Raw genomic sequence first — 12,833 nt, 5'->3', positions numbered from 1 at the left:
GAAAGTGGATCACAAAGCGAGATACCCAGGGGTATAAAGCTGTTTTTCCGCGTTACAACAGTCAGAAAGAGCAACACCCCTGCTGTAACGCTGAAAATAGTGCTTACAGACAGGAAAGTGGATCGCAAAGCGAGATACCCAGGGGTATAGAGCTGTTTTTCCGCGTTACAACAGTCAGAAAGAGCAACAACACTGCTATAACGCTGGAAAGCGCGCTTGCAGATAGAACCGTCAGAAGGATTTTTTCTTTCTGACGGTTTTTCTGCATTCGAGGGTAAATGTAATCCAGTAACTGGCGATATCCGTTTGGATCAGCATATCCTTATTGTCGTCTTGTTTTAGCAAGCCCGTTCGTTGCCTACTTTAAGTTTGATGCACGCATTAGCCCCAAAATGGTTTATGTCCGCCCCAATTAGCTAACTCAATGAAAAATCAACAAGTTTTCGATATCGTCTTTTCCTTAGCATTAAAAGGCTTGCGGCTTACTAACATCCGCCATCATTTGTTTGTTCACAAATTAGACACATTTTTTTAATCTATTTTTCAGATTTGCTTAAGGTTGGTTTATTGTTGCACGGGTATAGTGATGATGGTTTATATGAAAGAAAGTATGAGAATGGGGGATCTTGGATGCTTGAGGTCAAACAAGTCAGCAAGCTGTACGAAAATGATCGTGGTGTACATAACATCGATTTCTCGATGCAGCGCGGCGAAATCGTCGGCTTCTTAGGGCCGAATGGTGCTGGCAAAACAACGACAATGCGCATGATAACGGGATATTTGAATCCGACGCGTGGTCAAATTTGGGTCGATGGCCTGTCCATGGCAGACAACCCGAAGAAAGCCCGCCGCAAAATCGGCTATTTGCCAGAAACACCGCCGCTCTATCCGGAAATGACGGTACAGTCTTACTTACAGTTTATCGCGAATCTTCGTGATGTACCTGCACGGGAGCAAAAGCTGCGAGTCGGCGAAGCGATCGACAAGCTTGGTCTGCAAGGACGGGAGAAGCAAATTATCCGCTCCTTGTCTAAGGGCTATAAGCAGCGCTTGGGTCTCGCGCAAGCCATCCTGCATCAACCGGATCTGCTTATTCTGGACGAGCCCACGTCGGGCCTCGATCCCAAGCAGATTATCGAAATCCGCCAGCTGATTCACGAGCTGGGCGAAAATCATACGGTGCTGCTGAGCACGCACATTTTGCCTGAAATTAACGCGATCTGTAACCGCGTTTTGATTATTAACCAAGGGCGCGTCGTTCTCGACGAGCGACCCGAGCAGCTCGGCCGTACGATGGGCGAGACGTTCGAGGTGTCGCTCGAGGTCAAAGGACCTCGCGAGCGGATTTTGACCGAATTGCGCAGCCTGGAGGCGGTCTCCGCCGTCAAAGAAGTCGGCGCTGATGCTTCTGTGCCGACGGAAGCTTCTACAGCGGTTGAAACAGACGCTGTTCCTCAAGACGCGGATGCTGCTGTGCGAGCCGCAGCTGAGTCCGTGAAGCTGCTTGTGACCTCAGCGGATCGCTCCGATATCCGCGAAGCGCTGTTCTTCCGCCTCGCCGAGGCAGGCTACCCGATTCTCGAGATGAAGCGGGAAAGCCTCAGCTTAGAGGATATCTTCCTCAAGCTGACAACAGACGAGCCAACTGCTCCCGAGTCTTCTTCCGAGAAGGAGGTAGATACTGATGCGTAGAATCTGGGCCATTTGCTCCAAAGAGCTGCAGATGTATTTCTTTTCGCCTGTAGCTTACGTGGCGTTCGCTTTTTATATGCTGCTATCCAGCTTCTTCTTCTATATTAATTTCGTTAACGGTCAGCCGCCGATTGTAGATGCGCGATCCGTTATCGGCAATACATCTTTCGTGTTTCTCTTTATTATCCCGCTCTTAACGATGCGGCTCATTGCGGATGAGTTCCGTCAGGGAACGGATGAATTATTGTTGACGTCGCCTGCAGGTATCGGCGAAATCGTGCTCGGCAAATATTTGTCGGCTTTTATCGTACAGGTAGGGCTAGTGGCGATCAGCTTAATTTACCCACTGATTATGTCAGCCTTCGGAACGTTAGATAAGCCCGTTATGTGGCTGTCTTATCTCAGTATGTTCTTGCTTGGCTGCGCGATGATGGCCATCGGCCTCTTTGCTTCGAGTTTGTCCAGCAATCAGATGGTTGCGGGGATATCCGGCTTTGTTATTTTGCTCTTATTGTGGCTGCTCGATTGGGTGAGCGGCAGCATGACAGGCAAGATGAAGGATTGGGTTGCTCAATTTTCGCTAACGAGTCATTTGAGTAATTTGCAAAAAGGCGTCCTGCATGGCGGAGACATCCTTTTTTATATCACATTAGCAGCCGTGTTCCTGGTTCTTAGCATACAAGTCCTTGAAAGAAAGCGTTGGAGGTGAGCGGGATGAATAAGTGGATACGGGGTACTAATGCGACTGTTTTATCAATCGCCGTTATCGGCATTTTCATCATTCTGACCATCTTCCTTCATTCGCTGAAAGGCTTTCAGGTGGATTTGACGAAAAATAAAAGCTTCACGCTCTCGGAGCAAACGGTGTCGACGCTAAAAGATTTAAATCAAGATCTTCACATTATCGCTTTCACCAATAGCGGAGACACAAGCGAGTTTGTAACGCGTCAAGCAACGGACATGATTGCCGAGTATAAGAAACAAAGCAGTAAAATCACTGTTGACCAATACGATATGCTGAAGGAGCCTTCTAAGGCCAAGCAGTACGGAGTGGATCAAAGTGGAACTGTTATTTTTGAGATGGGCAGCAAGAAGCAGAATGTGAACTTTACCGAGTTATTCAACGGTCAACAGGACGGTTCCTATACGTTCGGCGGTGAAGAGAAGTTTACACAGGCTATTAAGAGTTTAACTTCCACTGAGAAGCATACGGTTTACTTGCTATCCGGGCATCAAGAATACCCGCTTAATGCGCTAACGATTTTGAAAAGCAGTCTGGAAGGCGCCAACTATGTGGTGAAGGACCTTAATTTGTATCGCGAGGGTAAAATACCGGACGATGCGCAGATGCTCATGCTGCTTGGACCTCAAAACGATCTGAATGATAAGGAAGCTGAGCTGATTCAAGCTTATTTGAAGGATAAAGGCAAAATTTATCTCGCTCTTGGCTTCAACAAAGATATGGCAACCCAGTGGAAAAATATCGATGCCATCATGAAAACGTTCGGCGTTCAGGACCAGCATGCTGTGGCAATTGAGCCTAAACAAACATCACTGTATGACCCGTTAACGATTATTGCAGAGTATGGTTCCCATGATATTACGAACAAGTTGGCCAGCAATAATTTGATTACCATGTTGTCACTGGCGATCAGCCTGAATGCTGACGATAGTGCGCCAGACTGGACGAAATCGCTGCTGCTCAAAACAACAGATAAAGCCTACGGTGAAACGGATATTATTTCACTAGCGCAATCCAAGACGAAGCAAGATGCTGCGGATATCAAAGGTCCGTTGAATCTTGGTTATGCGATTGAAGGCAAAGACAATAAGCCAAAGGCTGTTATTTTGGGAGGCTCTACGTTCGTACTGGATGAGGACATCCAAAATCAAGGGAACAAAGACTTTGCTTTGAACAGCATCGGTTGGCTGCAGGAACAGAAGGATCAAGTGACGATCCGCCCACGTCAAGGGGATGCGTTCCAACAGGCGATGATTACGCCTAGCCAAGCGAATACGATCTTCCTCGTCACCATTGTGTTCCTACCGCTTCTGTTCTTACTTATTGGCGGGTTGATCTGGTGGAGGAGGAGACGCGGATGAAACGGTTTATTCCTACAGTTCTGTTAGTTGTCATTTGTATCGGCGGTTTCTGGTACGCATCGACCAAAGACTTCTTTCAAGAGAAAAAAGATGAACCGACTTCGCTCCTGACACTGAAGCAAGAAGACGTACAATCCATCAGTCTGAAAACGGAAGAGCAGCAGGTTGAACTAAGCCGTAACGGAAACGGTTGGGATATGAAAAAACCGGCGGCAGCGCCTACAAGCACGAATCAAATTGGCTCCTGGCTGGATGCTCTTGGATTAGTTGCTTCCACAAAGGTCGTGGAGGATAAAACGACTGACCTGGCCAAATATGGTTTAGATAACCCCCTTGGTACTTATGAAGTTACCTTAAAGGATGGATCAAAGAAAGGGCTGCAGGTCGGTGCGGCCCTTCCGATCCAAGGATATTCTTACGTTCAGGTGGAGGGAGCTCCGCTGTGTATCAAGTGAGCGATCAATCTCTAGCCTCACTTCAAAAAGCGCCTGTTGATTTTACCGCAACGAGCCCGTTCTTGTTCGATAACGATAAGGTACAGAACGTGAAGTTGACCTGGAAAGGACAATCTTGGATGCTCGCTAAGACAGACAAGGATAAAGTCACTGCAGAAGCGAGTTGGAAACTTGGCGATAAGGATTTGAAAGGCTCGGAAGCAAGTCCGCTGCTGGATCAACTGTCTTTCCTGCATACGGCTCAGCTCCCGCAGCCTGCTTCATCGCAGTCTACTGCGAACGGAGAGTTTAAAGTAGAAATAGGATTGTCTGTGGACGGCAAGGATACTACTGAGGTTTATGAAGGCAAGCTTAGTCAAGATCAAGTCTGGCTGGCGAAACAAGGCGGCGAGTGGGCTTACTTATTGACTGCGGCAGATGTGCAAAAGGTAGCGGATGCTTACGCTGGCAAGCCGGAAGAAGCGTCTAAGTAAAAAAAGACGACGATTATTTCCCTTATGGGAAGTAGTCGTCTTTTTTCTCGTGCATACATAAAACGGAATAAAATGGGAAATCTATAAGCAAGAACGGAAAGGAGGGTAACATTCACATGTACAATCAAGGAAACCAAGCAATTTCCGGCAAAGAGCTCGCCTACATATCAGATTCATTGAAAAATGAAGAACTGCTTACAAAGCTTTGTGTACAGGGCGCGGTAGAATGCCAAAGTCCATCTTTGAAACAAACATTGTCTCATCTTTCCCAGGAACGTTTGCAAAACATCAGCAATCTGATGAACACCCTGCAGCAACAATCCGGAATGACTCATTAATTTTTAAAACCAGGAGGTGTGTGAACCGTGTATCAGCAAAATGGTTATCAGCAACAGTCCTTTGGCTCGTCCCCTTATAATCAGCAAACGCAAAGCCAAGGACAGCAGCAGCAAGTCTATTTGGAAGAACAGGATTTGGCTAACTTTGTCCTGTCTGAATTAAAACGAACGGCTCGCGAATATACGACGGCGGTATTGGAAGCATCAAACCCGCAGGTCCGCCAAACCTTCCAAACCTTACTGCAAAAGACGCTTCAAGATCAATCTGCCGTCTTTCAGGAAATCCAGAAGCTCGGTGGTTATGAAATCCAGCCGGCAGCGTCACAACAGATTCAACAAGAAATTCAGAAGCAAAGCCAATGCTCGGCAAAGCTTCAATCCTTCGTCCAGCATAATCTGAATCAAGCATCAGGTAACAACGGTTATCAGCAACAGCAGAATCAGCAGATGAATCCGAATCTGGCTCCGATTCATCAACAGAACCAAAATCAGAATCAGATTGCAGCCATACAGCAAGCGTCTTTCCAACCGCAGCAAACGATCAACGCTGCCGCATTCCCGAATGCGGTCTATAATAATCAGGGTTATGCGTCCAATCAGCAGGTTCAACAGCAGTCCTACAGCGACCTGCAAGGGATGCAGGGGCAAAGCTTGCAAGACCAAAGTTACGGGAATCCAAATCAAGGCTACACAGCTTCGGCATCTTCCGCCTCGGATGCGACCGGGTACACGGTCAAGTCATCCCATTCAGGCCAGTCAGCGCGGAGCCCTCAAAGCGCTCAAAGCTCCCAGTCTTCCGACAGCTCGAACAGCAGCCGTCAGCACGAAGGAAGCAAATACAGCTTCTGATTTCGATCAAAGACAACTTGTAGGCGCCCACAGCATGTATGCTGAAGGGCGCTTTTTGGATTATCAGCGCTTTTGGAGATGTCTGGATTTTCGTGTGCGAGGCAACGTGGTAGGCGATTGCTTGCGAATCCATTTGAGAAAGCTGCGCATTTCTTTGTTTTCACGCAGTGCGGCAATCGTGTTTAAGCTCTGTTCCAGCTGTTCATTCGTAAAGAGAGCATGAATTTGTTTGTGGCATGGGATGCATAGCGCTGCTGTTGGCAGCGAAGAGCCCTCTTTTTCACGGGGGACCAAATGGTGCTCCGTCGTAATGACGCCATGTCGGCTGCAAAGTTAGCATTGTTCCAACGTGCCCATGAAGTGTTTCACTGCTCCCTGATTCGTTTTCTATATTTCGTCCTATTTTAAAAAATTCATGGAATGGAAACAGCTTGTCACTCATATATAAGTTAGCAGAGGATGTCCAATCTATGTGGGAAAAGGGTGGGTGAATTGCTGATGAATGCAAAATGGGTGTATGGCACAGCTTCTTTACTACTATTAGGTGCAATTACAACAGCTTGTGGTTCCAAAGAAGTGGCAGTGACTGGAGCAGGCACAGGGAGCAAGGTAACAACAACAGTTGCACAAACCGGCACGGAGAGCAGCAAAACGACAGTGGCTGGAAAGCAGCCAGCAATTGACGGAAAAATTACGCTGGACGGACGCAACGCAACAATTACGTATACGACGAGCAATTTCCAACTTTCGGCCGATCACATGGATAAGAAAAATGTGAATGGCGAAGGGCACCTGCATCTCTATGTAGACGGCAAACAGAAGGCTATGCTGAGTCAAAATGCACCTGTGAAGCTATCGAATTTGGCAACGGGTAAGCATGAGATCAAGATTGAACTGCAGCAGAACGATCATACCGACCTACATATAGAGAAGGTTTTCAATATCGAGGTGAAATAACAGGAAGAACAGCTGGTCCTCTAGAAAGGGCCGGCTGTTTTTATTCGTTTGGAAAACTGCCATACATTTGAAACTAGGAACATTCGTTCTTAAATTGCTGTCTACTCCCTTCTTGGCCACTGGACATTTATTTAATGAGAAATTACGAGCAAAGGCGGACATTTCGTCCGTCTTTTGTCATTTGACACGTCCGAATGTGTAGCATAGACTGTTGATAGTATGGCAAGTTGTCGCCTAATCGGAGGGAAACCATTGATCGTCGATATACGCAAGTGGAAGCATGTATTTAAGCTTGATCCGGATCGAGATTTGACAGATGAAACACTGGACCGGCTTTGCCAGTCTGGGACGGACGCCATTATGGTCGGCGGCTCCACGGGGGTAACCTTCGAGAATACGGTGGATCTTCTTTCACGGATTCGCCAATATGAAGTGCCTTGTGTGTTGGAAATCTCCAATCAAGAGGCTGTTGTACCCGGCTTTGATTTGTTTTTGATTCCGGTGGTACTGAATGCGGATGATCCCCTATATATCGTTGGGCATCATCATGAGGCATTAAAGGAATACGGTTCTATGTTGAACTGGGACGAAGTCGTAGCCGAAGGCTATATTATATTGAATAAAGAAGCGACGGCCGCAAAGCTAACCTCGGCTCGCACAGACTTAGATGCGAAGGATGTAGCTGCTTATGCGCGTATGGCAGACAAGCTTTTCCGCATGCCCATTGTATACATGGAATATAGCGGGACCTTCGGTGACATGGAGCTTGTTCGGCGCACACGTCAGGTTGTGGATCATGCGCGTTTGTTCTATGGCGGGGGGATCGATAGTTTGGATAAGGCCAGAGAGGCTGCGGAAGTCGCGGATACCATCGTAGTAGGCAACATCATTTATAGTGATCTGGAGAAGGCTCTTCAGACCGTGAACCTTGATAGAACAGGAAGGTAACTTATGAACGAGACGGTAAATATTTTAGATGCCATTAAAAGGCTAAATCCGCAGCAGCGCAAAGCGGTTGAAGCAGTTGACGGACCTCTTCTTATTATGGCTGGAGCGGGAAGCGGCAAGACACGGGTACTGACGCATCGCATTGCTTACTTAATCGGCACGCGCAAGGCGGCCCCTTGGAGCATCTTGGCCCTTACGTTTACGAACAAAGCCGCACGCGAAATGCAAGATCGTGTCGGTAAGCTGGTTGGCGGAAGCGGGAATGATATTTGGGTTTCCACCTTTCACTCCATGTGTGTGCGCATGCTGCGCAGAGACATTACTCGAATCGGTTTTACGTCGAATTTTACCATTTTGGATTCCGGCGATCAGCTTTCTGTGATTCGAACTTGCTGCAAAGAGCTCAACATCGATACAAAGAAATATGAGCCCAAAACCTTTCAAGCAGCTATTTCCACGGCCAAAAACGAACTCATTTCTCCTAAGCAATTTGAAGATAAAATCGGAGACTACTTCGATGGTCTAACCTCAAAAATTTATACGCTTTATCAAAAAAAATTACGAAGCAACAATTCCCTGGATTTCGATGATTTAATTATGGCGACGATTCATTTGTTTAAAGAAGTTCCGGAAGTGCTGGATTTTTATCAAAACAAATTTCAATATATACATGTCGATGAGTATCAGGATACGAACAGGGCACAGTATATGCTTTGCCAAATGATTGCGGCTAAACATAAGCGCATTTGCGTCGTCGGAGACAGCGACCAATCCATATACCGTTGGCGTGGAGCCGATATTTCCAATATTCTTAATTTCGAAAAAGATTATCCGAATGCGACCTCGATTCTGTTGGAGCAAAATTACCGATCCACTTCGAACATCCTGCAAGCTGCCAATAAGGTCATTGCCAATAATACCGGCCGTAAACCCAAAAATTTGTGGACAGATAAAGAGGGCGGCGTTGGCATTAAGCTGTATCAAGCCGACTCCGAATATGAAGAAGGTTATTTCGTTACCAACGAAATTAATAAAAACAAATCCAACGGCAAGAAGTTCGGTCATCACGCTATATTGTATCGGACGAATGCTCAGTCCCGGGTGATAGAGGAAATTTTGATCAAATCCGATATTCCCTACACGATCGTTGGCGGCGTGAAGTTCTATGATCGCAAAGAGATTAAAGATATTTTGGCTTACCTGCGTCTGATCTCCAATCCTGACGATGATATCAGCTTGAGTCGGATCGTGAACGTTCCGAAGCGAGGCATCGGAGATACGACCATGGATAAAGTAGCCGACATGGCGGGGCGCAGAGGCATTTCGCTCTATGCGATGCTGGAGGAAGTCGATTCCTTGGAAATCAATTCAAAAGCGAAACATGCTTTAGCGGATTTTCGAGAAATGATTGATAACTTGAACCGTATGGTTGAATACTTATCAGTAACGGAGCTGACCGAGAAAATACTGGAAATGTCGCAGTATCGCTTGGAGATGCAGCGGGAGAATACCATTGAATCCAAGGCTCGTCTCGAAAATATTGATGAGTTTCTGTCGGTGACGATGGAGTTCGAGAAACGGAATGAGGATAAGTCGTTGATCTCATTCCTGACGGATCTGGCGTTAATAGCAGATATTGATACACTCGATAAAGATAAGAGCGAAGAAGAACAGGATGCCGTTGTACTCATGACGATGCACAGCGCCAAAGGTCTGGAATTTCCCGTTGTCTTCATCATTGGCATGGAAGAAGGCGTCTTTCCGCACAGCCGCGCCTTCGCGGATAATGAAGAGCTTGAAGAGGAGCGGCGCTTGGCCTATGTGGGTATCACGCGCGCCGAGCAAGAGCTCTTCCTGACGTGCGCGCGTATGCGCACGCTCTTCGGCCGCACCGCCGCCAACTCCCCATCGAGGTTCCTTCAGGAGATTCCGAAGGAACTCCTGGAGAACGTCTCGATGGGCGGCTCCGGCGGTGGAGGTTTTTCTCGAGCTGGCCGTACCAGCTCGTGGGGAAGCAGCGGCGGCAGCAGCGCCGCCAGCAGTTCTGCGAGCCGCAGTTCCAGCGGCTCTTCCGCTTGGGGCACGCCGTCCGCTTTCGGACGGCCTAGCAGTGGCGCGGCTGCGCCAAGTCCCGCAGCTGGGGCGAAGCCTGCGTTCCGTGCTCCGCAGCCTGCCGCAGGCGGCGCGGTGCCGGACTACAAAGCCAGCGACAAGGTGTCGCATGGCAAGTGGGGCGTCGGCACGGTCGTATCCGTGAAAGGCTCGGGTGACGACACCGAGCTGCAGATTGCTTTCCCGGCGCCTGTCGGGCTGAAGCGGCTTTTGGCCAAGTTCGCTCCGATAACGAAGGTATAGGAAACAAGATCATGTATTCCCAATAGAGAGGAAGAGCCCGTTATGACAGATGCCATCGCGGCAATGACAACCCTCATCCAAGAAATCAGCAAGCACAATCATAATTATTACACGTTGGATAAACCCACGATTTCGGATGCAGAGTGGGATGCTCTTTATGATAGATTGACCGCGTTAGAGAAGGAGACAGGCATAGTCCTGCCTTCTTCGCCTACACAACGAGTCGGGGGAGATATTCTCAAAGGCTTCGAACCGCATCGCCATTTATCCCGTCTGTGGAGTTTGGACAAAGCCCAGAATGCCGACGATTTACAGGTTTGGCATACACGTGTACTTAAGCTCATCGCGGACTATAATACCAAAAATCCGGAACAACCACTGCCTGATCCGACCTATGTCGTGGAACTGAAATTTGATGGGTTAACACTTAACCTGACATACGATAATGGCCAGCTTATTCAAGCCTCTACTCGTGGCAATGGTACCGTCGGCGAGGGTATTTTAGCGCAGATCAAGACAATTAAAACGATACCTCTTGAAATTCCGTATAAGGACGGGAGGATTGAGGTGCAAGGTGAGGGAATGATGTTCCTCTCTGTACTCGAAGCGTACAATCAGACAGCCGCAGACCCGCTCAAAAACGCTCGCAACGCAGCTGCAGGGGCTCTGCGTAATCTCAATCCGAAGGTAACCGCTGAACGGAAGCTGAATGCTTTCTTTTACAATGTTGGTTACTCAGACGGGATCCAATTTAACAACCATCAAGAGATGGTGCAGTTCCTTCAGGACAATCATTTTAAAATCAGTAATCGCACGCGCTATTTTAACGCGATTGAGGACGTAACAGCTGAGCTGGAGCGAATTGCTGAGGAACGCTTAAGCTTTGACTTTCTGATCGACGGAAGTGTCGTGAAGCTTACCGATATGCGGACGCGTGAAGTGCTTGGTTATACCGAGAAATTCCCTCGCTGGGCCATTGCATATAAATTCGAAGCGGAAGAAGCCACGACCATTCTACAAAGCGTATCTTGGGAAGTTGGTCGTACTGGCAAAATCACCCCATTAGCTCGCGTAGAGGCCGTTGATCTCGCAGGAGTAACCGTACAGAATTGTACGCTCAACAATATCGGTGATATTGAACGCAAGAATCTTAAGCACGCCTTAGGCAGTCTCGTCTACATCCGTCGCTCCAACGACGTCATTCCGGAAATTCTCGGTAAAGTGACCGAGGAGAATGACGGCGAAGAAATTCCGTATCCGACGCATTGCCCGTCTTGCGGCAGTGAACTGGAGATGCGGGGAGCCCATCTGTTTTGTCTGAATCGTCTCGGCTGTAGTCCGCAGCTGGTCGGACGGATGGCGCACTTTGCTTCGCGCGATGCGATGGATATTGAATTTTTCAGCGAAATGACGGCTTCACAGCTGCATCAAGAGCTGGGTGTTCGCGATCCTGCTGATCTGTACACCTTGCAATTCGACGATCTCGTTAAACTCGATCGCTTCGGCGAGAAGAAGGCCCGAAATCTCTTGGATGCGCTTGAGAAAAGCAAGTCTCGCGACTTGGCTTCCTTCCTTTATGCGCTGGGCATCCCCAATTCGGGCAAAACAACAACCAAGGTGCTGTCGGACTATTACCGCAGCTTGTCAAAAATCATGGCTGCAGCTCCTGAAGAGTTGATTGGACTCCCAGATGTGGGTGGCATCGTAGCGGATAGTATTTATACATTTTTCCATGACCCTGTTATGGTATCCAGTATTGAACGTATGTTGGCAGCGGGTGTAAATCCGATTGCAGAAGAGCCGACAGTCGCTATGGCGAGCCCGGACAATCCGTTTTTTGGTAAAACAATCGTCCTGACAGGTACTTTGCCTACTATGGGTCGCGACGAATGCGCGAAGAAGTTAGAGGCATTAGGCGCCAAGATCACGGGTAGTGTTTCTAAGAAAACAGATATTGTGATTGCAGGGGAAAGCGCCGGTAGTAAGCTTACTAAGGCGCAAGAGCTCGGTATTCGTATCATTGATGACGAGCAGGAGCTTCTACAGTTATTAGGTGAAAGCTAATCAACCATGAATGATATCTATGCTTAAGTAAGATATGAGCGGGCGGGAAGCAGGACATATTTAAGCATTGTGTGATTCAGTATATAGAAGGAACTGTTTGGATGGGATAGTAATAATACCATCATGACCCTGTTGGACCTGCTTATGTCTGACAGGGTACTTTTCTTAGAAGATGATTTTGAATGACACTGATCTGGATGACAAATATGGGTTAAAGCATCAGAATGCTATAACCATGGGGTTTTCGGGGCTGTCAGATAATGGATGAATAAATATGCTTGCATTTCGTTTTGAAACCTGATAACATATGTTCTTGTCACCGCAAGAGCGACGCAGTAACGCTTTAAACGGTAACGGAATAAAGCTCCTTGAAAACTGAACAAATGAATGAAGCAAATCAGCAAATTCAGTCACGTAAGTGACTACAATTGAGATTGCAAAATCTCGCTAGCAACGCAAATGAGCAATTAAGCTTTCAGATATACGGACGAGCAATCGTTCACTATTATGGAGAGTTTGATCCTGGCTCAGGACGAACGCTGGCGGCGTGCCTAATACATGCAAGTCGAGCGGAGTATTTCCTTCGGGGAATGCTTAGC

The 12,833-nt window shown here is 47.7% G+C and carries 11 protein-coding genes, 1 rRNA gene and 1 pseudogene; 12 read left to right on the top strand and 1 reads right to left on the bottom strand.

The window, feature by feature from the left end:
- From FU659_RS36640 to FU659_RS32725, 7 genes and pseudogenes are all read left to right on the top strand, one after another.
- Positions 1-254 (top strand): hypothetical protein (locus tag FU659_RS36640; protein ID WP_222708704.1); only part of this gene is annotated, 254 nt, incomplete at its 5' end.
- Positions 255-630: 376 nt separating this feature from the next.
- Positions 631-1,692, top strand: a complete 1,062-nt coding sequence (locus FU659_RS32755) for an ABC transporter ATP-binding protein (protein WP_147951388.1) — start codon at positions 631-633, stop codon at positions 1,690-1,692.
- Positions 1,685-2,401, top strand: a complete 717-nt coding sequence (locus FU659_RS32750) for an ABC transporter permease subunit (protein ID WP_147951387.1) — start codon at positions 1,685-1,687, stop codon at positions 2,399-2,401. The genes FU659_RS32755 and FU659_RS32750 overlap by 8 nt, the downstream gene beginning before the upstream one ends.
- A gap of 5 nt (positions 2,402-2,406) precedes the next feature.
- Complete coding sequence (locus tag FU659_RS32745; protein ID WP_147951386.1) at positions 2,407-3,795, top strand: GldG family protein; 1,389 nt, start codon at positions 2,407-2,409, stop codon at positions 3,793-3,795.
- Positions 3,792-4,723: pseudogene (locus FU659_RS39395) on the top strand (DUF4340 domain-containing protein). The gene FU659_RS32745 and the pseudogene FU659_RS39395 overlap by 4 nt, the downstream one beginning before the upstream one ends.
- 116 nt (positions 4,724-4,839) lie before the next feature.
- Complete coding sequence (locus FU659_RS32730; RefSeq protein WP_147951383.1) at positions 4,840-5,061, top strand: hypothetical protein; 222 nt, start codon at positions 4,840-4,842, stop codon at positions 5,059-5,061.
- Between the two features lie 27 nt (positions 5,062-5,088).
- A complete protein-coding gene (locus FU659_RS32725) occupies positions 5,089-5,910 on the top strand; it encodes a spore coat protein (RefSeq protein WP_147951382.1) in 822 nt (273 codons plus the stop codon).
- A gap of 63 nt (positions 5,911-5,973) precedes the next feature.
- On the opposite strand, the gene FU659_RS32720 is transcribed toward FU659_RS32725, so the two are convergent.
- Positions 5,974-6,222: an HNH endonuclease gene (locus FU659_RS32720; RefSeq protein WP_187274552.1), complete on the bottom strand. Its 249-nt coding sequence runs from the start codon at positions 6,220-6,222 to the stop codon at positions 5,974-5,976.
- A gap of 186 nt (positions 6,223-6,408) precedes the next feature.
- Here FU659_RS32720 and FU659_RS32715 point away from each other — a divergent pair, with 186 nt between their 5' ends.
- From FU659_RS32715 to FU659_RS32695, 5 genes are all read left to right on the top strand, one after another.
- Positions 6,409-6,867, top strand: coding sequence for a hypothetical protein (locus FU659_RS32715; RefSeq protein WP_147951381.1), 459 nt, complete (start codon positions 6,409-6,411; stop codon positions 6,865-6,867).
- 252 nt (positions 6,868-7,119) lie between these two features.
- On the top strand, positions 7,120-7,815 hold the full coding sequence (gene pcrB, locus FU659_RS32710) for a heptaprenylglyceryl phosphate synthase (protein WP_147951380.1): 696 nt from the start codon (positions 7,120-7,122) through the stop codon (positions 7,813-7,815).
- 3 nt (positions 7,816-7,818) lie between these two features.
- Positions 7,819-10,170, top strand: coding sequence for a DNA helicase PcrA (gene pcrA, locus FU659_RS32705; protein ID WP_147951379.1), 2,352 nt, complete (start codon positions 7,819-7,821; stop codon positions 10,168-10,170).
- A 42-nt stretch (positions 10,171-10,212) separates the two neighbouring features.
- On the top strand, positions 10,213-12,234 hold the full coding sequence (gene ligA, locus FU659_RS32700; RefSeq protein ID WP_147951378.1) for an NAD-dependent DNA ligase LigA: 2,022 nt from the start codon (positions 10,213-10,215) through the stop codon (positions 12,232-12,234).
- Positions 12,235-12,738: 504 nt separating this feature from the next.
- Positions 12,739-12,833: ribosomal RNA gene (locus FU659_RS32695) — 16S ribosomal RNA — on the top strand; the annotation flags it as partial.

Source organism: Paenibacillus sp. N3.4, from assembly GCF_008017805.1.
Classification (GTDB): domain Bacteria; phylum Bacillota; class Bacilli; order Paenibacillales; family NBRC-103111; genus Paenibacillus_E.
This window is presented reverse-complemented; position numbering and strand designations above follow the sequence as displayed.

Excerpts from the sequence above, each read along its gene's own strand:
- FU659_RS32755 (WP_147951388.1), top strand. The coding sequence starts at position 631 with ATGCTTGAGGTCAAACAAGTCAGCAAGCTGTACGAAAATGATCGTGGT.
- FU659_RS32750 (WP_147951387.1), top strand. The coding sequence starts at position 1,685 with ATGCGTAGAATCTGGGCCATTTGCTCCAAAGAGCTGCAGATGTATTTC.
- FU659_RS32745 (WP_147951386.1), top strand. The coding sequence starts at position 2,407 with ATGAATAAGTGGATACGGGGTACTAATGCGACTGTTTTATCAATCGCC.
- FU659_RS32730 (WP_147951383.1), top strand. The coding sequence starts at position 4,840 with ATGTACAATCAAGGAAACCAAGCAATTTCCGGCAAAGAGCTCGCCTAC.
- FU659_RS32715 (WP_147951381.1), top strand. The coding sequence starts at position 6,409 with ATGAATGCAAAATGGGTGTATGGCACAGCTTCTTTACTACTATTAGGT.
- pcrA (WP_147951379.1), top strand. The coding sequence starts at position 7,819 with ATGAACGAGACGGTAAATATTTTAGATGCCATTAAAAGGCTAAATCCG.
- ligA (WP_147951378.1), top strand. The coding sequence starts at position 10,213 with ATGACAGATGCCATCGCGGCAATGACAACCCTCATCCAAGAAATCAGC.